The organism is Cohnella sp. GCM10012308, from assembly GCF_042649185.1.
Lineage (GTDB): Bacteria > Bacillota > Bacilli > Paenibacillales > Paenibacillaceae > Cohnella.
Genome location: NZ_JBHRYU010000019.1, coordinates 39603 through 62261, shown reverse-complemented (window position 1 = coordinate 62261; position 22659 = coordinate 39603). Strand labels below are relative to the sequence as shown.

At 61.0% G+C, this 22659-nt stretch carries 16 protein-coding genes; 9 read left to right on the top strand and 7 right to left on the bottom strand.

What is annotated here, in order from left to right:
* Positions 1–174 precede the first annotated feature (174 nt).
* Positions 175–1563 (bottom strand): threonine synthase, encoded by a 1389-nt coding sequence (gene thrC / locus ACFOTD_RS19940; protein WP_378121698.1) that lies wholly within the window; start codon positions 1561–1563, stop codon positions 175–177.
* A 184-nt stretch (positions 1564–1747) separates the two neighbouring features.
* On the opposite strand from thrC, the gene ACFOTD_RS19935 reads away from it, so the two are divergent.
* The gene (locus ACFOTD_RS19935; protein WP_378121697.1) at positions 1748–3436 is read left to right on the top strand and encodes a histidine kinase N-terminal 7TM domain-containing diguanylate cyclase; all 1689 of its coding nucleotides are present in this window, start codon (positions 1748–1750) and stop codon (positions 3434–3436) included.
* 91 nt (positions 3437–3527) lie between these two features.
* Entirely contained in the window at positions 3528–4262 is a 735-nt protein-coding gene (locus tag ACFOTD_RS19930) for a Bax inhibitor-1/YccA family protein (RefSeq protein ID WP_378121696.1), read from the top strand.
* Between the two features lie 622 nt (positions 4263–4884).
* Here ACFOTD_RS19930 and ACFOTD_RS19925 read toward each other — a convergent pair.
* From ACFOTD_RS19925 to ACFOTD_RS19915, 3 genes are read right to left on the bottom strand one after another with little or no spacing between them, the layout of a single operon-like run.
* A complete protein-coding gene (locus ACFOTD_RS19925) occupies positions 4885–8094 on the bottom strand; it encodes a hybrid sensor histidine kinase/response regulator (protein WP_378121695.1) in 3210 nt (1069 codons plus the stop codon).
* A gap of 46 nt (positions 8095–8140) precedes the next feature.
* Entirely contained in the window at positions 8141–9424 is a 1284-nt protein-coding gene (locus tag ACFOTD_RS19920; protein ID WP_378121694.1) for a sensor histidine kinase, read from the bottom strand.
* A complete protein-coding gene (locus ACFOTD_RS19915) occupies positions 9424–10104 on the bottom strand; it encodes a response regulator transcription factor (RefSeq protein ID WP_378121693.1) in 681 nt (226 codons plus the stop codon). The genes ACFOTD_RS19920 and ACFOTD_RS19915 overlap by 1 nt, the downstream gene beginning before the upstream one ends.
* Before the next feature lie 203 nt (positions 10105–10307).
* Here ACFOTD_RS19915 and ACFOTD_RS19910 point away from each other — a divergent pair, with 203 nt between their 5' ends.
* The 3 genes from ACFOTD_RS19910 to ACFOTD_RS19900 all read left to right on the top strand — a co-directional run bounded on the left by ACFOTD_RS19910 (position 10308) and on the right by ACFOTD_RS19900 (position 14186).
* Positions 10308–11114: a polyphosphate polymerase domain-containing protein gene (locus ACFOTD_RS19910; RefSeq protein WP_378121692.1), complete on the top strand. Its 807-nt coding sequence runs from the start codon at positions 10308–10310 to the stop codon at positions 11112–11114.
* On the top strand, positions 11111–11791 hold the full coding sequence (locus ACFOTD_RS19905) for a DUF4956 domain-containing protein (RefSeq protein ID WP_378121691.1): 681 nt from the start codon (positions 11111–11113) through the stop codon (positions 11789–11791). The genes ACFOTD_RS19910 and ACFOTD_RS19905 overlap by 4 nt, the downstream gene beginning before the upstream one ends.
* A gap of 61 nt (positions 11792–11852) precedes the next feature.
* A complete protein-coding gene (locus ACFOTD_RS19900) occupies positions 11853–14186 on the top strand; it encodes a carbohydrate-binding domain-containing protein (protein ID WP_378121690.1) in 2334 nt (777 codons plus the stop codon).
* A gap of 548 nt (positions 14187–14734) precedes the next feature.
* Here ACFOTD_RS19900 and ACFOTD_RS19895 read toward each other — a convergent pair.
* Together ACFOTD_RS19895 and ACFOTD_RS19890 are read right to left on the bottom strand one after the other, a co-directional pair.
* Positions 14735–15604, bottom strand: coding sequence for a YitT family protein (locus ACFOTD_RS19895; protein WP_378121689.1), 870 nt, complete (start codon positions 15602–15604; stop codon positions 14735–14737).
* Between the two features lie 189 nt (positions 15605–15793).
* A complete protein-coding gene (locus tag ACFOTD_RS19890; RefSeq protein ID WP_378121688.1) occupies positions 15794–16603 on the bottom strand; it encodes a helix-turn-helix domain-containing protein in 810 nt (269 codons plus the stop codon).
* A 576-nt stretch (positions 16604–17179) separates the two neighbouring features.
* On the opposite strand from ACFOTD_RS19890, the gene ACFOTD_RS19885 reads away from it, so the two are divergent.
* Positions 17180–18622, top strand: a complete 1443-nt coding sequence (locus ACFOTD_RS19885) for an L-arabinose isomerase family protein (RefSeq protein ID WP_378121687.1) — start codon at positions 17180–17182, stop codon at positions 18620–18622.
* An 86-nt stretch (positions 18623–18708) separates the two neighbouring features.
* On the opposite strand, the gene ACFOTD_RS19880 is transcribed toward ACFOTD_RS19885, so the two are convergent.
* The gene (locus ACFOTD_RS19880; protein WP_378121686.1) at positions 18709–19296 is read right to left on the bottom strand and encodes a DUF421 domain-containing protein; all 588 of its coding nucleotides are present in this window, start codon (positions 19294–19296) and stop codon (positions 18709–18711) included.
* Between the two features lie 127 nt (positions 19297–19423).
* Between ACFOTD_RS19880 and ACFOTD_RS19875 the strand changes: the two genes are divergently transcribed.
* The 3 genes from ACFOTD_RS19875 (at position 19424) to ACFOTD_RS19865 (ending at position 22632) form a co-directional block, all read left to right on the top strand.
* Positions 19424–20908, top strand: coding sequence for an amidase family protein (locus tag ACFOTD_RS19875; RefSeq protein ID WP_378121685.1), 1485 nt, complete (start codon positions 19424–19426; stop codon positions 20906–20908).
* Positions 20909–20989: 81 nt separating this feature from the next.
* Positions 20990–22114, top strand: coding sequence for an SGNH/GDSL hydrolase family protein (locus tag ACFOTD_RS19870; protein WP_378121684.1), 1125 nt, complete (start codon positions 20990–20992; stop codon positions 22112–22114).
* A 20-nt stretch (positions 22115–22134) separates the two neighbouring features.
* The gene (locus tag ACFOTD_RS19865) at positions 22135–22632 is read left to right on the top strand and encodes an SRPBCC family protein (RefSeq protein ID WP_378121683.1); all 498 of its coding nucleotides are present in this window, start codon (positions 22135–22137) and stop codon (positions 22630–22632) included.
* Positions 22633–22659 lie beyond the last annotated feature (27 nt).

Genomic DNA, 22659 nt, shown 5'->3' with positions numbered 1-22659 from the left:
CTCCTAAGATTGATGTTATTGTCGTTCTTATAAACATCATAGCCCGCTTGTCTGAATCTCCCGTGAACCCTCGCTGAACGCTTCCTGAGAATAAAAAATGAACCCTGCCGCTTCGCCGAAGCGATGCAGGGTCCATTTTGCCGTGTATTGCAGGTCGAGATTCCGATACGGTTATTAGAAAAACTGCTCCAGCTCGGCCTTGATCGCCGCGTTCGAGCCGCCGACTTGCTTCTGGTGCTGTGCCTTGCCGAAGAGCGCGCCGATCTGCTCCGGATACGTCTGCTCGATGCCGCGCAGGCGGATCGACTCGTCGAACTTGGCCGGATGCGCCGTCGACAGCGCGACCGTCGCCTCGCCGTCCTCGGTCAGGCGATCGCTCGCCGCGACGCCGCAGGCCGTATGCGGATCGAGGAGATAGTCGTACTTGGCGAAGTAGTCGCCGATCGTATCGAGGCACTCGTCGTTCTTGACCCCGTAGGCGGCGAAGTCGGCTTGCACTTGGCCGATCCGGTCGGATGGAATAATGATGCTGCCCTCGGTCGTGAACTGCCCCATGAGACGGGACACTTCGACGGAATCCTCTCCGTACAGATAGTACAGATAGCGCTCGAAGTTGCTCGCCACCTGGATGTCCATCGAAGGGCTGTGCGTCCCGCGGAACTCGCCGGGCTCGTACACGCCTTCGTTCACGAAGCGTTCGAGAATGTTGTTCTCGTTGGTCGCGAGGATGAGCTTGCCGATCGGCAGGCCCATGCGCTTGGCCAGGTAACCCGCGAAGATGTCGCCGAAGTTGCCCGTCGGCACGCTGAAGTTCATCCGCTCGGACTGCCCTTGCTGCGCGAGCTGGAGATAAGCGTAAAAGTAATAGACGGTCTGCGCCAGGATGCGCGCGATGTTGATCGAGTTGATAGCGCGCAGATGGTACTTGTGCTTGAACGCAACGTCTGCGAACAGCTCCTTGATGATCCGCTGGCAGTCGTCGAACGTGCCGTCCACGGCCAGGTTCAGCACGTTGGCGTCGTCCACGGTCGTCATCTGCAGCTCCTGCACCTTGCTCACCTTGCCCGACGGGTGCAAAATGCAGATGCGAATGCCTTCTTTGCCGCGCACGCCCTCGATCGCGGACGCGCCGGTGTCGCCGGAGGTCGCGCCGAGGATGTGGATGATCGAATTCGTCTGCTTCGATACATAGGCGTACAGATTGCCCAGGAATTGCAGGGCGATATCCTTGAAGGCGAAGGTCGGCCCGTGGAAAAGCTCGAGCACGTACAGCCCGTTGTTGATGCGCCGCAGCGGCGTCACGTCCGGGTCGCGGAACGTGCCGTAGCTGTCCTCGACCAGCTGCTGCAGCTCGCCGCGGGGAATCTCGTCGCCGATATACAGCGTGAAGATCTCGAGCGCCAGCTCCGCGTAGGAGAGCTTGCCCCATGCCTGCAGCGTCGCGGCGTCCACTTGCGGCACAGCCTTGGGCACCAGCAGACCGCCGTCGTCCGCCAGTCCCATCAGAATCGCGTCGATAAAGCCGAGGGGAGCCACCTGGCCCCGAGTGCTGATATATTCCATCTCGATCCCCTTATCCGTGTAAATGTTCTGTCTATTGTATCAAAAAAGAGGAGCCATGCCCACAAAGCGTCGAACTTCGTCGCAAGATCGATCGTATTTATGATACGATCAAATATATTCTATCTTGCGCACCGCGGTTGTCCTTGCTGGGCGGGCGAACACGAGCTAACGGAGACAATCACCTATGGGAACTCCCTATTCGGCTATCTTAACGTTAATTATTACGGCAGGCGTCATCAACTTGCTTATGGGCATTTACGCGCTGTCCGGCCGCTCGAAGGTATCGATGGTCAAGACGTTCGTGGCCTTCAGCATGCTGTCGGCCGTCTACACGTTCGGCTCCGCGCTGGAGCTGTCCGCCGGCTCGCTCGAAGAAATCGTGCTATGGATCAAGGTCCAGTATCTCGGGCTGCCGTTCCTGGCGCCGCTCAACCTGCTTATGGTCATGTATTTCCTGGGCATGGACAAGTTTTTGAAACGGCCGCTGCGCATCGGCTTCTTCATTATCCCCGTCATTACTCTGGCGCTCGTCATGACCAACGAGCTGCATCATTTGTATTACCGGGACATCGTGCTTCGTCCCGACACGCTCACGCCCAAGGCGGACCTCGTCGCGGGCCCCTGGTATCTCATCGCGGGCGCCTACACCTTCGGCTGCATGATCGGCGGCGTGGCGCTGCTGATCGTCCAGTGGCGCCGCAAGCGGACTTACCGATTCCAGCTCGTGACGCTGCTGATCGGCCTGCTGCTCCCGCTCATCGGCGACTTCTTCTATCTCGGCGGCCTTACGCCGGGCGGCATAGACCCGATCCCCGTCATCATGACGCTCACGTCCGCATTCTACATGTGGGCGCTCGCTTCCCGCGGTTTGTTCCACGTCGTGCCGATCGCCCGCGACAATCTGTTCGAGAGCATGCGCGACGGCGTCCTCGTGCTCGATATGGAGGACCGCCTGGTCGACTACAACGCGGCGGCGGCGGCCATCATGCCGGAGCTGACCGCCACGGAGATCGGGAACCGGCTGGACCGGCTCCTGGCGCTGCATACGAACGCCGGCTTGCTCGCCTCCGATGCGGGCAGGGAAGGGAAGGCGAGAGTGTCGGACGGGTCCGACATCCGGGAGATCCCGTGGACGGTCGAAGATCGCGCATACCACTATCAGGTGCGTACGTCGGTCGTGCGCAATCCGGGCGGACAGATCGCCGGCAAGCTGATCGTCCTGCTCGACATCACGCAGCGGGTCCAGCTGCAGGAGCAGCTGCGGCAGATGGCCTATTACGACAATCTGACCGGCGTCTACAACCGCGCGCGCTTCATGAGCCTCTGCACCGCGATGCTGGAGGAAGCGGACGAGGCTGGCGAGCCTTTGTCGATCGTGCTGTTCGACATCGACCATTTCAAGCGCATCAACGATACGTACGGGCACGACGTCGGCGACCAGGCGCTGCTCCATATCGCGGACATCTGCCGCCGCGCGCTGCGGACGGACGATCTGTTCGCCCGCTATGGCGGGGAGGAGTTCGCGATCGCGATGCCCGGCCTGACCGCGGCGAGAGCCGAGTCCGCGGCGCACCGCATCCGGCGGGAGCTGTCGGCGCAAGCCCTGGAGGTGCCGGGCGGCCAGCTGCGGATGACGGCGAGCTTCGGCATCGCGTCGACGGCTGGGGGCGCGGACCGGGCGTGGGCGGAGGTTGCGGCCGCGGAGGCGGAGGCAGCGGCGGCCGAGGAAGCGGATGGAGGCTCGCCGGCCGATTCGCCGGCGGACTTGAAGCTGAAGCGGCTGCTGAAGCAGGCGGACCTTGCCTTGTACGCGGCCAAGAATGGCGGCCGGGACGCGGTGCGGGTCGCCGCGGGCGTCGAAGCGGGCACATGATGTTCCACGTGGAAATAACATGGAATTTAATGGTAGTAAGAGGCGAGCCATGCTATAATCTTCGCAAATAGAAGCGGAGGGATCGCACTTGATGCGGAGCGGCAATCCAACTTTGAACGACAAGGCTTTTGAAAGGCAGGGTCACGGTTACGGTCGGGATACGATGACGATCGACGGCACGGTGAACAAGGCGTTCATCATGCTCGTCCTGCTGATGGCGGGCGCGTTCGTCGCCTGGAACAACTACTTCGCCGGCGGCGACATCATTCCGTTCGCGGCGGGCGGGGCGATCCTCGGATTCGTACTGGCGCTGATCATCAGCTTCACGCCGAAGACGGCGCCGTATCTCGCGCCTGTATACGCGATTGCGGAAGGCGTCTTCCTGGGCGCAATATCGGCGCGCTACGAATCGTATTACGACGGGATCACGCTCCAGGCCGCGCTGCTCACGATGGGGATCTTCATCGCGCTGCTGCTCGCTTACAAGACGAGGCTGATCAAGGCGACCGAGAACTTCAAGCTCGGGATATTCGCGGCAACGGCGGGCATCATGCTCGTCTACGTGCTTAGCTGGGTGCTCGGCATGTTCGGCGTGACGGTGCCTTACCTGCACGAGAGCACGCCGATCGGCATCGGCATCTCTGTCTTCATCGTCATCATTGCGGCGCTGAACCTTGTGCTGGACTTCGACTTCATCGAGAACGGGGCCCAACAGGGCGCGCCCAAGTACATGGAGTGGTACGGCGCGTTCGGTCTGCTGGTGACGCTGGTATGGCTGTACCTCGAGATCGTCCGGCTGCTGGCGAAGATTCGGAGCCGGGACTAGGAGCGCTGCAGCTTGCGTTTGAGGCTATGAGAAGAAAGTGAGTATGCAAGGTGTAAGATAGGATGGAGGCCCGCGCCGATGGCGCGGGCCTTTTGATATTGGGGAAATCCGCGATGGGGGGAGAGGTGCTGTCATGTCGGGGTGTGCCGGGCGGTAAAGGGGAGCGAGATGCTGTCGTGTCTGAGCGTGCTGGGCGGCAGAGGGGAGCGAGGTGCTGTCGTGTCTGGGCGTGCTGGGCGGCAGAGGAGAGCGAGATGCTGTCGTGTCTGGGCGTGCTGGGCGGCAGAGGGGAGCGAGGTGCTGTCGTGTCTGGGCGTGAGATGGTGCCGTCCGGAAGTGCCAAGTTGTCCAGAAAAATAATAGTGCGAACGTGCGCGTGGTGAAGTCCGGTTAGAGGTATCGGATAAGTGTTAAAAGGCAACTAATCCTGCTTGTGCTTACCTGCGCGCAGCTGATAAGTGTCAAAGAGCAGTTAATTCCTCCAGTATCGCGCGATTGCGGCTTCCGGGACGAAAATAACTGCTCTTTGACATCTAATTTGGCCAGAAGGCCTGTCGTCACACAAAATAACTGCCTTTTAACCATTGTCCCACTGAGGCGCCTATTGCAATGGAGAACACCGCTACCCGCGGGACGCGCGTTCCGGCACCTCGAAGGAGACGATCGTGCCCTGACCAGGCTGGCTGACGATGCGAAGTCCTTCGCCGTACAGCCGCTTGAGGCGCCGATTCGTGTTGTACAGGCCGACGCCTCGGCGACCCGAGGCGGGCTGCGTCAGCGCCAGCCTGGCCTGCTCTTCGGTCATGCCGACGCCGTCGTCGCAGACCTCGATCCGGACCCGGCCGTCGGCGCGAAGGACGCGGATGCGCACCGTGCCGCCTTCGCTCTGCCGGAGCACGCCGTGCTTGACCGCGTTCTCGACGAGCGGCTGGATCGACAGCGGCGGGACGAACGGCTCGATGCCGGGCTCCGTTTCCCAGACAACCTGCAGCCTGTCGGGGAAACGCTCGCGCTCGATGAACAGATAAGCCTCGGTCAGCCCGATCTCGTGGGACAGCACGACTAGCTCCTCGGTATTGAGCGAGTCGAAGCTCATGCGGAGGAACGAGGCGAAGGCATGGCCCAGCCCGCGCATGCGGTCGGGATCGGTCTCGCCGAGGGCGACGATCGAATTGAGCGTGTTGACGACGAAATGCGGCTGAATCTGGGCCTGCAGGTACGCGGCCTCCATGCGCAGGCGCTCGCTCGCCGACCGCTTGAGCGCGACGAGCGCGCGAATGCGGTAGCGCAGCTCCGGGGCGTCCACCGGCTTGGCGACGTAGTCGCTGGCGCCGGCCTGGAAACCTGCGTAAATGTCCGCAGGCTGGCTGCGCGCGGTCAGAAGCAGGATCGGCAGCTCCGAGGCGTCGTAGCGCGTTCTGACCGTTCGCGTGAGCTCATAGCCGGACATTCGCGGCATCATCACGTCCGCGATGAGCAGGTCCCACCGCCGATCGCCAAGCAAGGCAAGGGCCTCCTGCGCCGAGCGCGCGTACGAGACGTCGTACGGCTCGCTCGAGAGGATGCCGGCGAGCACGTTCAGGTTCACCGGGTCGTCGTCGACGGCGAGAATGCGCGCGCGCTCCTCCGGGGCCTCAAGCAGCGCGGCAGCGGTTTCGGCCATTGCTTCGGCGGTGGAGCCGCGCGACTGCGGCCCGGGCCGGCTGCCGGCCAACGCTTCGGGTGCGTTCGGATCCAAGGCTTCGCCCGGCTGAGCATGGCAGCGTCGTTGCGTAGCATCCGAAGCACCGGCCGGCTCACCCCCAGCTCCCGCAGCATCCGCCAGCTCACCCCCAGCTTCCAGCTCCGACTCTGCGCCTGCCGCCGGCAGATCAAACAGAAACACCGAGCCCTCCCCCGGCGCGGAGCGCACCGTCAGCGTGCCGCCATGCAGCTCCGCAAGCTGCCTGGAGATGCTGAGGCCGAGCCCGATGCCGTCGCTGTGGTCGCCGCCGCCCTGCTCGTAGCGCCGGAAAACGCGCGCCTGCGTCTGCTCGTCCATGCCGCTCCCCGTATCGGACACCGAGACGAATACGCGTCCGTCCCGCACTTCCGCGGACACTGAGACGGCGCCTTCGTCCGTGAACTTCACCGCATTGTGCAGCAGGTTGTACAGGATCTGCACCACGCGCTGCTCGTCCGCGAGGACGGCCGGCAGCGTCTCGGGGATGTCCGACCGCAGCCGGACGGTCTTGCTCTGCGCGAGGAAGCCCAGCATGTCCAGCACGCCCGGCGCCACCGACTGGATCCGCATCGGCGCCATCCGCAGCTGGACGCCGCCGTCCTGCAGCCGGGCGACGTCGAGCAGGTCGTTCAGCAGATGCGACATGCGCCGGCTGACGCCGACAAGCAGGTCCATATCTTTCAGCGCGCCCTCGCTGAGACGGCTGCGCTCCTTGGCCATCACGGTTTCCGCGATGTTCATGATGCCGTGCAGCGGCGTGCGCAGCTCGTGCGACGTGTTGGCGAGGAACTCGTCCTTCAGCTTGTCGGCCAGCAGCAGCCGCTCGTTCAGCATCGCGTTCTCGCGGGCGTTGCGGAAGTAGACCTGGAACCAGTAAGCCGAGAAGCCGATGATCGCCGCGACGACGTCGATCGGATAGTACATCGGCGTGAAGCCGACCTCCGCGTTGAATACGCCCCAGGACACGCTTGACAGTACGGCCGCGCCTGCGACCATCAAGAACACGGAGCCTTCGTCGCTGCGCTTGCGAATGAACATCCGGACGATAAGCCAGGCCAGCCTGACGAACGGCAGCAGGTAGAAGACGCTGAACACGAGATAATGGCGCGAAGCGTATACCCAGGCAGACGGCGCGATCATGACGAACGCCGTATAGGCGTACAGCGCGACGGCGAAGATACGGGAGCCGGCTTTCCAGGGCGGGTCCGGCAGGAACCGCCTGTATAGCAGGAGGATCAGATAGGATAGCCACATGTAGGAGAGCAGCCGAATCTTCAGTCCCCAGGCGAAGTCGATCGGCAGCCAGAGCAGCAGCAGGTTATCGTGATCCGAGGTCACGGTCAGGCCGGCGGCAAGCGTGAGCAGGCTGAAGAGCAGGAACGTCCGGTTGCGCCGGTTGAGCATGTAAAGCGTGAAGGCGTAGAAGCCATGGAGCATCAGGACGACGAAGGTAATCATCTGGAAGCCGATCGAATACCACCTGGTGAAGTCGATCGACGACTGCGCGCCGAACAGCACGGAGCGGGTGAAGCCTCCCTGGAAGGGCTGGTCGAAGTTGGACACCTGCACGAGCAGGTCGATCTCCGTCGCGCCGTCCCCGTCGTAGGTCGACGTGAAGGAGATGCTCGAAGGCTCGTAGCTCTCCTTGGCCGTGCCTACCCGGCCGATCGTCCCCTCCGAAAAACCGTTCATCGACACGACGGTCGCTGATTGGACGCGGTTGAGCCAGGCCGTGACCGGCTTCTGGAGCGGATCGGTCAGGATGCGCAGCCTGTAAGTGCCGTAGCCGTAGGAGGGCGCTCCCTCATGGGCGTCCAGCGCGCTCCGCCAGTCTCCGGGCACTTGAACAGGGCGGGACGCGTACGTCTCCGCCCGGGCTTCTTCCTCGGAGAGGAAGCGGGAAGGATAGAACCGCCACTCGCCGTCCAGCGCGAACGGGTGAGAGGCTTCCAGATCGACGCCGCGCAGATCGAGCACGCCGTCTTCGATGACGGGATGCTCGATCGGGAAAAAGAGATGGGTCCAGGACCATCTGAGACCCAGCAGGACGGCGAAGAAAAGCGCGGCGACGGCGATATATTGGCGATTGGATAACGGTTTTCGTGTCATAACGTGCAAAATTCGACAAAGCCCCGCGAATCTCCTAGCGGCGGGCTTATTTTTTTGTTTCCAGCGGGAGCGTCACCGTAAACGTCGTCCGCTCGCCGGGCACGCTTTTGGCGGAGATCCGCCCGCGATGCTGCTCGACGATCGACTTGGCGATGGCGAGGCCGAGGCCGTATCCGCCCTGCTTGCGCGAACGCGAGGCATCGGCGCGGTAGAAGCGGTCGAAAATGCGATCCACGTGCTCCGCCGGAATGCCCGCGCCGGTGTTCGAGACCGCGAGCTGGATCTGATGATGCTGCTTCTTGAGCGTCAGGGAGATCTCGCCCTTAGGCTCGTTGTACTTGACCGCGTTGTCCAGCAGGATCATGACGACTTGCTTGATCTGCTCTGCGCTGCCGACGGAGGTCAGGCCGGGCTCGACGTCATAGGCGAGCGAGAGATCTTGCTCGAAGATGACGGCCTCCATCGTCAGGAGCACGCCTTCCACGGCGTCGCTGACGTCGAACGGGACGAAGATCGTCCGCGCGCGGGCATCCTCCATCTCGGTCAGGTACAACAGATCGTTGGTCAGCGTCTTCATGCGCTCGGTCTCCGACTTGATGCGGTGCAGCCACTTGGCCTGCGAGGCGATCGTATCGCCCTCGTTGGCCAGCAGCACGTCGGCGTTGGTATTGATGACGGCGAGCGGCGTCTTCAGCTCGTGGGAGGCGTCTGCGATGAATCGCTTCTGCTTGTCGAAGGCGTCGCGGACGGGCGCGATCGAACGTCCCGCGAAGTATCGGCTCGTGGCATAGATGACGGCCAGCATGACGACCGCGACCGCGGAAAAGGTGTACACGAGATTCGTGAGAATTTTCTGCTGGGCGGTCACGTCCATATAGGAGACCGTGTAGCCGGACGGACCGAGCTGAACGCTGTACGCCCATCGCGTGTCGCTGAGCGTGAAGCGGCCGCTGTTCGACGGCTTCGCCTCCGCCTTTTTGAGCACCGCGGCGTAAAATTCGTCGTCCATATCGTATCGGGAGTCCGTGGACACCAGGTTCCACTGGGCATCCGTCTGAAGGCCGAACGACACGGAGCGCTCCGCGAACGGACCCATGCCGTCGTCCTTCTGCTGCGGAGGGCGGTTGCCGTCCTGTCCCTGCCGCTGCTTGCCGCCGTTCATGATAGCGCCTTTGTGGTAGAAATCAGCCACGCGGAGCAGCTCCATGTCGATGTCCCGCTTGGTGTTCTGGTACGTGATGACGTAGATGGAAGAGAAGGCGACGAGCATGATGATCGTGATGATGACCATGTTCATAAGAAGAAACCGATTGCGCAGCCGGTTGAACATCAATCCGCCGCCTCCAGTACGTACCCGACGCCCCGTATCGTGCTTATTCGCGCTCCCGCGTTCAGGAAGGTCAGTTTTTTCCGCAGAAATGAAATGTACACCTCCACGTTGTTGTGCTCCGCGTCCGAATCGAAGCCCCACAGCTTCTCGATAATCTGCTCCTTGCTCGTGACCGCCTGCCGGCGCGCGATCAGCAGCTCCAGCAGCTCGCTTTCCTTCAGAATCAGCTTGAGCTCCTTGCCCTTGCACGACAGCTTGAGCGTCGACGTATTGAGCTCGAGGTCGCCGAACCGCAGTCCGTCGTCCGGGATAACCGCCTCGCCCTTGCGCCGCAGCGCCGCCCGGATCCTCGCCAGCAGCTCGCCCGTGACGAAGGGCTTGGCGATATAGTCGTCCGCCCCGTAATCGAGCCCCGCGATCTTGTCGTCCGTCTCGCCTTTGGCGGTGAGCATGATGACCGGCGTCTGCACGCCCTGTTCGCGGAGCGTCCGCAGCACCTGAATGCCGTCCATCTCCGGCAGCATGATATCGAGCAGCAGCAGGTCGTAGATGCCGCTCAGCGCGTTGTCGAGCCCCGATTGCCCGTCGTGCACGGTGTCTACGGAGTAGTGGTTTTTTCGAAGTATTTGCGAGAGCGCCTCCGCCAGATGCACCTCGTCCTCTACGATGAGTATTCTCATGGTTGTCCAAACCCCTTTGCCTGTCGTCTTGCCCTTTATTGTAGGGAGAGAACCTTTAATCAACCTTAATGGTACCACTGCAGCGCGGCGGACAAAAAGTTTTTACACTGCGATAACAATTTAAGATTCGTTAAAGGTTCCCCCGCTAAGCTTGAGTCATGGAAGGGCGAGACAGTCGCCGAAGACGAAAGGGGCGCTTGAACATGGCAATCGAAGTTTTCAACCGCTACGAGAACAAATATCTGATGGACACGAAGGCTTTCTACGGCATCTACAACCGCCTGACCGAATACATGGATCTCGACGCGTACAACAAGGGCGACAAGTTCTACTCGATCAGCAACCTGTACTACGATACCCCGCAGCACTCGTTGATCCGAACGAGCCTCTCGAAGCCCAAGTATCGGGAAAAGCTGCGGATCCGGGCTTACGGCGTGCCGGAGCCGGACGCGAAGGTGTACCTGGAGCTGAAAAAGAAAGTGTTCGGCCTCGTGAACAAGCGGCGGACGTCGCTGAAGCTCGGCGAAGCGTACGAATTCGTGAGGACGGGCCAGCCGCCGGCCTTCCGAGAAGGGATGAACAAGCAGGTCATTGCGGAGATCGAGTACTTCCTGTCGCGGTACGAGCTGGTGCCGATGACGTATCTGGCCTACGACCGGATCGCGATGTTCGCGAAGGACGGCCGGGATCTGCGGATTACGTTCGATACGAACATCCGGTCGCGGCGGCACGATCTGGCGCTGGAGGCCGGCGATTACGGCGAGCAGCTGATGGAGAAGGGCCAGTGGCTGATGGAAGTGAAGGCGGAGAAGACGGTGCCGGTATGGCTGTCGAGGCTGCTGTCGGAGTTGTCGATGTACCGGACGGGCTTTAGCAAGTACGGCAACGAATACAAGAAGTCGATCCGCTACGCAGGCAAGGTACCCGAGCTGTACGCAGCAGGCGCCGGCGGGATCGATGCGGACGCAGTGGAACGGACGCAATTGGAAAGGGAGAGAATCTTGCTATGATCGAATCGATATTCAGCACGGTAGCCGCGGACGCGGAGCTGACCGTCACCCATGCGCTGCTCACCTTCGGGATCGCCATCCTGCTGGGCGGCATCATCAGCCTTACTTATATGAAAACGCAGGTCGCTTACTCCCCGAGCTTCACGCTCACGATGATGGTCCTGCCGACGATCGTTGCCATCATCATCCTCCTGATCGGCAGCAACATCGCCCGGGCGTTCAGCCTGGCGGGCGCCTTCTCGATCATCCGGTTCCGAAGCGCGCCGGGCGACTCGAAGGATATCTCCTACGTGCTGTTCTCGATGGCGGCGGGCCTCGCCTGCGGCGTCGGCGCTTACGGCTACGCGGCGCTGTTCACGGTGTGCCTGTGCATCCTGATGTTCGTGCTCAAAGCGATCAAATTCGGCGCGAACAAGGCGCAGACCAAGCTGCTGAAAGTTACGATTCCCGAGAATCTGGGCTATGAAGAGGCGTTCGATGAAATTTTCCGGAAGTATGGCGTGGGCTACGAGTTAAAAAAGGTACGTACGACGGAGCTCGGCAGTCTGTATGAGCTCGTGTATGCGGTCCAGATCGGGCCGCAGACGAGTCAGAAGGAATTGCTCGACGCGGTTCGCACCCGCAACGGCAATCTGGATATCACGCTTACGATGAACCCGGTCGTGCAGGAGTATTGATTGGTTCGATTGAGGCGCAAGACGATACGCATCATCATCATAACCGAGAAGAGGGAATCTTATGAAGCATTCGCATAAAGCAAAAGCAATCGCCATCGCGCTGCTCGCCGCCATGCTGGCGGCAGGCTGCAGCGCCAAATCGTCGGACGCGGCCAGCGCCGCATCCGCCGGTACGGTCCAGACGGCAGCCGCCTCGTCCGCGTCGTCGGGGACGGGAATCACGCTGGCCAGCGTGAACCTGGACGACAAGGTGACGTTCGACGAGACGGACACGACGGCGACGTGGACGGCGGACGGCGCGACGACGATCGCGCTGGACGGCGGCGCGGCGACCGTGACCGGATCGGGTGCGACCGCCCAGGGCGGCGCGGTGAAGATCACGGCGGCGGGCACTTACGTGCTGAGCGGCACGTTGGATGACGGCCAGATCGTCATCGAAGCGGGCGACAGCGACGTGGTGCGCCTGGTGTTGAACGGCGCGGACATCACGAACAAGAACGGCACGGCCATCTACGTGAAGTCGGCCGACAAGACGGTCGTGACGCTTGCGGAAGGTACGGAGAATGCGGTGACCGACGGCACGACCTATGCGGATACTTCCGAAGAAGCGCCGACGGCGGCGATTTACAGCAAGGACGACCTGACGTTTAACGGCACCGGCAAGCTGACCGTAACCGGCAACTTCAACGATGCCGTGAAGTCCAACGACGATCTGAAGATTGTAAGCGGCACGATCGCGGTCAAGTCGGCGGACGACGGCCTGATCGGCAAGGACGCGGTTGCGATTAAGGACGGCGACATTACGATCGACGCGGCAGGCGACGGCATCAAGTCGACCAATGACAAGGATGCGGACAAGGGCTTTGTCGCCATCGCGAACGGCACGTTCAAGATTACGGCCGCTAACGACGGCATTCAGGCGGAGACGGCGCTGCTGGTGGCGGACGGCAAGTTCGACATCGTGTCGGGCGGCGGCGCGGCGAATTCCACGAAGACGCATGCGGAGGAGGGTCCGGGCGGGTTCGGCGGCGGCGGGTTTGGCGGCGATCCTGGCAACTGGCAGGGCGGGGACGGTCAGATGCCGCAGCCGCCTGCGGACGGCCAGATGCCGACGGACGGGCAGCAGCCTCCCGCATGGCCGACGGACGGACAAGGACCGGGCTCCAGCGGCGTGACCGATCCGGCGCAAACGCCGCCGGCTGACGGCGCGACGGCTACGGGTTCGGGCGATACGGGCTCTACGGGCTCGGCTTCGGGATCCGGATCGACCGATACGAGCGGCAACGACGCGGACGAGACGACCGCAACGGGTACGGAAGAGACGGAATCCGTCAGCGCCAAGGGATTGAAGGCAGGCGGCGATCTGGCGATCGCAGGCGGCACGTTCGCCATCGATGCGGGGGATGACGCGATTCACAGCAATGCCAACATCGGCATCTCGGGCGGCACATTCAGCTTGTCGACCGGCGACGACGGCATTCACGGCGATACGTCGCTCACGATCTCCGGCGGCACGATCGACATTACGAAGAGCTACGAAGGCATCGAGAGCGCGAGCATTACGATCGCAGGCGGCGAGACGCACGTCAAGTCCAACGACGACGGCGTCAATGCGTCGGCGGGCACCGAGCAGGCGCTGCTCACGATCTCCGGCGGCTACATCTATGTGGATGCCGACGGCGACGGTCTCGATTCCAACGGCTCGGTCGTCATGACCGGCGGTACGGCTGTCGTCAACGGCCCGACCAACGCCGGCAACGGCGCGCTCGACTATGACGGCACGTTCGAGCAATCCGGCGGCACGCTGATCGCGGCCGGCGCAGCGGGCATGGCGCAAGCGCCGTCCGAGGATTCGACGCAGGTCTCGCTGCTGATGACCTTCCCGAGCACGCTTGATGCGGGCACGGTGGTCACGCTGACCGACAGCGCGGGCAACGCGGTCGCGACCTTCGCGCCGGCCAAGACGTTCCAGACGCTTGTCTACTCCTCGTCAGATCTGAAGTCCGGCGAGAGCTACACGATCTCCACGGGCGGCACGTCGGGCGGTACGCCGAAGGACGGTCTCTACACCGGCGGCGGCACGGCCGGCACGACCAAGGTCGTAACCTTCGAGCTCGGCGAGAAGACGACTTATGTCAACGAGTCCGGCATCACGACCGGCGGCGGAGAGATGGGCGGCATGGGCGGCGGTCGCGGCGGCTTCGGCGGCGGCCGGGGCATGGGCGGCCAAGGCACGAACGGTGCGAGCGGGACGAATGGTGCGAGTGGCACGAATGGTGCGAGCGGTACGAGCGGCACGAGCGGTTCGGCTGGCGGCACGAATAGCTCGAACGGCACCAGCGGAAGCGGCACGACCAACTCGACGAGCAGCAGCTCCACCGGCACCAGCACCTAAGTATCGGAGCGCGTCATAAGATACGGAAAGATACGGAAGCAAAGAGGGATGAAGCAGCGTTGGCTGCTTCGTCCCTCTTTTACCTGTGGCGGCGGGGGTATGTAGGATGGTAAGCGTACGAGCGTTCCTTCGGGGATCGGAGCTTCGCGGAGGTATAGCGCCGGTATATCGCCGCTGCAATCAATAGTAGCAATTCAGATGGGTTACGGGCCGAAAAGCCTGCATTTGTACAGGTATTTTCTTCGTACCAACGACACGCGATGGAAAAGATGCAAATATGCAGGTAAATTAAAAGCACGAGCCCGAAATCGGGTTAATGGAGGAAAATACCTGCATTTTTGCATCTTTCTTGGCCCGAATGGCCGATTCCGGCGAAAATAGATGTATATTTGCAGGAATTATATAGCAAGGGGACGGCGCGGGCGAAGATCGGCCGTGCCACCGGCTTGGCTGTCGGCCGACTCATGTGCATGGCTGTCGGCGGACTCATGTGCATGGCTGCCGGATGAGCCATCGATGGCTGTTCGGCGCGAATGGAGCATCGGATCTTAGTGAATATCGTGCTTCTTGAAGTTGCCTCCCTTAACCTCGGCTACGTCGTACACCATGACGAAGGCGCTCGGGTCGATTTCGTAGATGATTTCTTTCATTTTGCTTTCTTCGAGCCGATTGATGACGCAGGTGATTTCCTTGAATTGCTCGTTCGAGTACCCGCCCTCAACGACGTTGTAGGTGGCGCCGCGCCCGAGGCGGTCGCGAATCGTCTCGACCATGGTCTCGGGATATTTGGAAATGATCTTGAACGTCTTGGCGCCGCTTAAGCCTTCTTCGACGATATGGATCACCTTGGAGGCGATATAGTAGGCGATGCCCGACATGATCGCGCCTTGCAGGCCGAATACGGTCGAGACGACGATGAAGACGAACGCATTCAGGAACAGGATCAGATCGCTTGTCCCGAACGGCAGCTTGCGGGACAGCAGGACGGCCAGCATGTCGATTCCGTCGAGCGCGCCGCCGTTCCGCAGGGCCAGACCCATGCCGAAGCCGATGATGATGCCGCCGACGACGGTTACTAACAGCGTATCGCCTTCAAGAATAGGCTTGATGTGATGCATCGTGATCGTGCCGATGGCGAGCGACGCAATGCCGAGCACGGAGTTGATCGCGAAGCTTTTACCGATCTGCTTGTAGCCGAGAAAAATAAACGGGATATTCAAAACCGCGATCAACAGACCCAGCGGCAGACCGATCAGCTCCGAGCCCACGATGCTTAGACCCGTCACGCCACCGTCGGATACGTTGTTCGGAATGAGCACCGCTTCAAGGCCATAGGCCGTTATGAATGCGCCGATAATGACGGCAAGTGCGCGCAGCACCTTTTTTAGCAGGACAGGCTGTTTGTTTCCGCTCTTCAATAGGACGACCTCGTTTCCGGAATTTTCTGCACCGTTTTATTTTATCGGATTACGAGGCAAATTTCGAACCGGGGCGTCGCACGCCGAAAAACTTCTTCATTATGTAGCGCGAATTACAAATTCCGACCGCATATGGACCTTGCAAATGCAGCAGTCTCAAGCCGAGACCATAAAGGCGCTGACCAGAGCCTAATCGTCGTCTTCGTCCGTCTCCGACCGGTCCACCTTGTGCCGCACGTATGCGGAAGGCAGAGTGCCGGTTATTTTTTTGAACACCTTGTTGAAGTACGATTGCTCGCAAAAGCCGAGGTAATCCGAGATCTCTCCGATATTCATCTGCGAGGTCAACAGCAGGTCGCAGGCGGACGCGATCCGGATCTGCTGCATATAGTCCGTCAGCGTACGGCCGGTCGATTGGCGGTATAGCGCGCTGACGTAGTTCGGCGTCTTGCCGACGTGCGCAGCGAGCTCGCCGACCGTGATCGTCCTGCGGTAATGAAGCAAAATATACGCTTCTAGCCGATAGACAAGTCCCGAGGCTGCGCCCTGCGAGGCGGCGGATTCGGACGCTTCCGCGAACAACGCGAGCAGCTCCAGCAGCGTGGCATGGCAAAGCGCAGGCCGGCAGGGCGACTGCCGCAGCCAGTATTGGACGAGAGCGGCAAAACGGTTGCGCACGTAATCGTAGTTGTGCGGCTTCGCGACCCGCGCCTCCGGCGCAGTCACCAGCGGCAGCCCTTCGCCTTCGCCTTCCCCCGCATAGTGAAAATGCGCGACATACATCTCGTGCGCCTCTTCGGGCGAATTGACCGCACTGCGTTCGAGGCCCTCTGGCATGAACAGCATGTCCCCGCGGCTCAGTTTGAAAATCCCCTGCTCCGTCTCGAATACCGCGCGCCCCTCCGTCACCAGCACCGCGATCTGGTTGTTCGTCCGCGACCGCGGCACCTGCCACCCCGGCTCGCAATGCTCGTAATAAATCGCCACCGGCTCGATCATCGCCGTTTTTCCCCCTTTTTCGCGCCCACCGCAGCTTCCTCCCTCTCTCGACATGTACTTTTAGTATAACACTAATCGTAATATTACTCTAAATCTAACTTCGCCTCTGCAAGTTGGTCGAATGGGTTTAAAAAGAACTTATGTAATTATTTATATGTTAAAAATTTACACAATTGCGAAGTGGGCCATTTGCAAGCAAACCGAAAAGTAGAGTTGACTTGAGTGATGTATGCTGTTCTTCAGCTTTGTTGGGAGGTACGTCAATACTGGGAATTCGGCAGACGGTGTAGCATCCGTAGAGACAAAGTAAGAAAAAGAATCTGATAAGGACTCATGCACAATGTTTTGGTAGCGCTTACTTACTGAGAAAATATTGCAGCGTGGGGAGCCTAAACGCAATGGAGGACCATTTTTTAAGGTTCTGGCAATCTAATTCTTCCTTCTTTCTCAAGATCTCCTTTCAATAATTAATCGTAGAATAACTCAAAAATGAGTTGGTTACTTCATTGTTCCTTTTCGCTTGATTCCCTACGATTAAGAAAAGAGATTTTCAAGACGAAGAGGAGGCAACATCAGATGTCAAAAAATTTCCAACGGGCCCGCGCTCGCGTCGGTGTCATGACGGTGGGGCACGAACCATACTGGGAACAGTTTCCTGGACTGAGAGAGGAGCTGGCCGGGTACGGGCAGGAGTTTGAAAACCGGCTGCGCGAGATGGACGTCGAGGTCGTCAGCGCGGGATTCGTCGACACGGTGGACAAGGCGTTCGCGGCGACCGAGTATTTGAAAAAGCAGGACGTCGACATGCTGTTCAGCTTCCTCAGCACGTACGTAACGTCTTCGACGGCGGCGACGCCGATCATCGGCTTGTCGGTGCCGACCGTGCTCGTCGCCTTGCAGCCGAGGCAGCGTCTGGATTACACGAACACGACCACCTATATGCAGCTGGCCAACGACAACATCTGCTCGCTGCCGGAGATCGCGGGCGTGCTCGTGCGGGCAGGACGGCCGGCGGCGGGCATGATCGTCGGTACGCTGTACGACGATCCGGCGGCTACGGCGGAGCTGCAATCGTGGTGCCGCGCGGCAAATGCGCGGCGCGCGTTCAAGTACGCGCGGATCGGCTACCTCGGTCATACGTACGAAGGCATGTACGACATGAACTCCGATCCGACCGCATTTACGGCATCGTTCGGCGCGCATGTGCAGATGCTCGAGATGTGCGACCTGGCGAAAACCGTGGCTTCCGCTACGCAGCGGGAGATCGATGCCAAGCTCGAGGAGATTCATAGCCTATTTACCGTGTCCGATCCGTTCATCGATCCGGTCACGCGGCCGATCAAGCCCGAGGATCTGGCCTGGTCCGCCAAGGTCGCGGTCGGTCTCGACAAGCTCGTGGACGAGTTCGGCCTGACCGGTCTTGCCTACTATTACAAGGGAATCGACGACAACGAGTATGAGCGCATCGGCTCGAACATGGTGCTCGGCAACTCCCTCCTGACGGGCAAGGGCATTCCGCTCGCGGGCGAGGCCGATCTCAAGACATGCGCGGCCATGCTCATCATGGATCGGCTCGACGCCGGAGGTTCCTTTGCCGAGCTGCACCCCTGCGACTTCAAGGACGATATCGTGCTCGTCGGTCACGACGGTCCGCACAATATCAAGATCGCGGACGACCGCCCGGTGATCCGGGGGCTTGAGCTGTTCCACGGCAAACGCGGCTCCGGCATCGGCGTCGAGTTCAGCATCCAGGCCGGGCCGGTCACGCTGCTAAGTATCGGGCAGACAGCGCAGGGCCGCTACAAGATGATCGTCGCCGAGGGCGAGTCGATCAAGGGGCCGATCCCGCAGACCGGCAACACCAACACCCGCTGCAGCTTCGGCCGCCCGGTCGCGACGTTCGTCGAGCAGTGGTGCAGCGCAGGCCCGACCCATCACTTCGCGCTGGGCGTCGGCAACAAGGCGGCGGAAATCAAGCGTACCGCGGGTATGCTGGGGATCGAGGTTCAGGTAATTTAAGTGAATGCATAAGCAAAACAGGTCTTGCGCCGGAGCGGTGCAAGGCCTGTTTATTTTGTTTTACAGCGTGCGGTTGGCCGGCTTTGTTAGTGAAGCTTGTTCGGCGCGGGTGGCTGATCCTTGGGGTGGATAGTTTCCGAGAAAACGTCGGCTTGAGGCGGAGAGGCCGGAACTTTAAATTGCGGGAAGTTCGCTTTTAAAATCTCCTCCAGATCGCCCCTCGTTAGCGGGCGCGCATGCGGCATGAGCTCGTAGCCGAGCTCGCCGTTCGTCTCGATCGTGGCGTATCGCACGTCCTGCACGCGCGCGATGCTATCCAGCCGCAGCCGTTTTTCCAGATCGTCGACGGACATCCGCAGCTTTTTCATATTTGCGGTCAAGAGTTGGCCGTTTTCGATGACAGGCACTGCCGCGCCCTTAAATACCCTTTCCGCCAGGTTCCACTTAAGCGCGATCCATTCCGTTAAGTATAGGATAGCCAGAAACGTAAATACGGCCAGTAAAGATTCCGCCAGCCCCTTGCCTGCAACCTCGGAGCCAAGGACCGCGCCGATCGTCAGCAGGACGCCGATCTGGGGAGTCGTCATCTCGGAGATGGACTTGCGGCCGCTTATTCGAAGCATGAGAATGCCTGCGAAGGCCAATACGAGCGACTGCCAGAATACAGTGAACATGGCGGGACTCCTGTCTTGTAGGCGATTTTTTGGAGCAGCGTCCGGACGGAGTTAGTCTTGCCGCATGGGATTTCCTGTATACTGGATGGAAGCGAATAACCGAGCCTTGTGGACAGGAGACATTTTTATGAACGTCAATATAGATGACATTTTAATAGAAGCGGATATCGCTTCCTTGCAGGCTGCAATGGAGGCAGGGACATTAACGTCGGAGGCATGCGTGCGCTGGTATTTGGAGCGGATCGAGCGGTTTAATCCGAAGCTGAGAGCGGTGCTCGAGGTCAACCCGGACGCGCTCGCGGTCGCCGCGGCGCTCGATACGGAACGGCTCGAACGCGGATCGCGCGGGCCGCTGCACGGGATCCCGATCCTGCTCAAGGACAATATCGATACGGGCGACCGCATGCATACGAGCGCCGGGTCTATCGCGCTTGCCGAACACTTCGCGCCGACGGACTCGGTCGTGGCTGCGCAACTACGGGCTGCGGGAGCGGTCTTTCTCGGCAAGGCCAACATGACGGAGTGGGCAAACTTCATGTCCGGCACGATGTGGGCGGGCTACAGCTCGAGAGGGGGACTGACACTTAATCCGTACAGTCCGGGTGAATTTTTCGTAGGCGGATCGAGCTCGGGCTCGGGTGCCGCGACGGCTGCCAACCTGTGCGCCGCCGCCATCGGCACGGAGACGTCGGGCTCGATCATCAGCCCTGCCTCGCAAAACAATCTCGTGGGCTTCAAGCCGACGATCGGACTCGTCAGCCGCACGGGCATCATCCCGATTACGCATAGTCAGGATTCGGCCGGCCCGATGACGCGTACGGTCAGGGACGCCGCGACCCTGCTCGGCGCGATGACGGCGATGGATCCGGCGGATGCGGCGATGGGGGAGAGCGGGCGAGTCGCGCACGCGGACTACCAGGCATTCTTGGACTCGGATGGCTTGCGCGGTGCGCGGATCGGCATTGCCCGGTCCTATTATCAAGGGCTGGACGAGGCGCGGGCCGAGATTATCGAACGGGCGATCGAACTGTGCAAAGCGCGCGGGGCCATCATCGTCGATCCGGTATCCCTGCCTTGCGAAGACGCGAAGTGGGATTGGAGCGTGATGCCGTTCGAATTCAAGAAGGGACTGAACGATTACCTCGCCAAAGCCGGCTCCGGCGCTTATGTCCGGTCCCTGGACGAGCTCATCGCCTATAATGAGGCAAATGGCGAAGCTGCGTTAAAGTACGGGCAAGATACGCTTATCTGGTCAAATCGGACAAGCGGCGCCTTGATCGAACCCGAATATGCGGAGAGCTTGCGCTTAAACCGCGAGCTGGCCCGGGAACAGGGCATCGATCACGCGATTCGCGGGCATAGGCTCGATGCGCTGCTGTTTCTCGGCAATGAGGAGGGTCTTGACCTGTCCGCGCGCGCAGGTTATCCGGCGATTACGGTACAGGGCGGATACGCGGAGACGGGGATCATTGCGGAAGGCGGCTATACGACCAAGGGGCCGCAGGGCATTACATTCGTAGGAACCGCCTACAGCGAGCCCACGCTGCTCCGCCTGGCCTACGCCTACGAACAAGCGAGCAAGCACCGTTTTGCGCCGCCCGATCCGGTCTAATTTCACAGCAGGTGTCTCAGTTGATCGAAAAAGTCGGACAGGATAAAATCGGAGACAGCGAGCGAAACGGGGGAACGGTTCATGAAGATAAACGAGAAGCTGCGGACGTACGCCTTGTCCGAGGTTGCGCACACGAAGGTGCACGGACGCACGACGGGGCGGCTCGATCCGCTGACGTTGTTCTGGACGGGGAGCGGCGTCGAGTGGAACGTGAAGGCGGGCGAGCTGTGGATCGAAGTCGAAGCGGATTACGATCGCAACGAGCCGTGGATCAGCGTTGTCGTGAACGGCGCGCCGGTGAGCAGGCAGATGATTACGGCGGGCAGGCACTGGCTGTGCGTGTTCAGGGTAATGAACGAGGATACCGTTAAAAACGTGCGCATCGTCAAGGATACGCAGGCGATGAGCGGCGACCCGGGCTGCCTGCTGCAGATCCGGTCGGTCCGTTGCGACGGCGACTTCTTGCCGGTGGCGGACAAGCCGCGCAAGATCGAGTTCGTCGGCGACAGCATCACGTCGGGGGAAGGCGCGATCGGCGCGACCGTCGAGCAGGACTGGATTCCGATGTGGTTCAGCGCCATCGACAACTATGCCGCGATGACGGCGGGCGCGCTGGATGCCGAGTACCGGATCTTGTCGCAGAGCGGCTGGGGCACGCTGACGAGCTGGGACAACAATCCGCGCGCGAACCTGCCGGCTTATTATGAGCAGGTGTGCGGATTGCTGGCGGGCGAGCGGAATCGGGAGCTGGGCGCTTTGGAGGCGAACGACTTTGCCGCCTGGCAGCCGGACGTGGTGGTCGTCAACCTGGGGACCAACGACGGCGGGGCGTTCAACTCGCCGGAATGGCGTGATCCGGAGACGGGCGAAACGCACAAGCAGCGGCTAAACGCGGACGGCACGATGAACGAAGACGACGTGGCGGCGTTTGAGGCGGCAGTCGTGCAGTTTTTGGGCAAGCTGCGACGCTGCAATCCGGATGCGCACATCGTATGGGCGTACGGGATGATCGGCACGCCGATGCTGTCCGCGATCGAGCGGGCGGCGGTGACATACCGGGCGGCTTCGGGCGACGAGAAGGTGACGGTCGTGCCGCTGCCGAGAATGACGGACGACACCGTCGGCGCGCGGAATCATCCGGGCAAGCGGGCACACGAGCAAGCGGCGGCCGTGCTGAGCAAAGCGATCCGTCCATTGCTTCATTAAATAGGAGAGGGGCATTCGGCATGCTGGCGGTCATCCGATCGATCGAGAACGGCGGGGCTTACGAGGCGAGGTTTGAGCGTACATGGGACCACTCGGTCGCGTCCGTATGGGCAATGCTGACCGATAATGAGCAGTTGGCGAAATGGTTTCCTGAGCTGCGCGTGGACGACCTGCGCGTCGGCGGGTCATTCAAGTTCGACATGGGCGGTGGCAGCGCAGAGCAAATGGAGATTCTCGCGCTTGAGCCGCTCGCCGTGCTCGCGTATACGTGGGCGGAGGATCGCGTCCGCTTCGAGCTCGCCGAGAAGCCGGAGGGCTGCCGGCTGACGCTGATCGAGCGCATCGCGCGGATCACCGATCACACGCCGCGGGATCTCGCGGGCTGGCATGTGTGCCTGGATGTGATCGCTGCGCTGCTGGACGGCAGGGCGGTGGAATCGCGCAAGGCGTTGTGGGAGAAGGAATATGAGGCGTATAAGCGATTGATCGAGCGGGTGCGTGCGGGTGCGGGAGACTAAGCCCGAAGCCGTCGCTGGAGCGAAGGC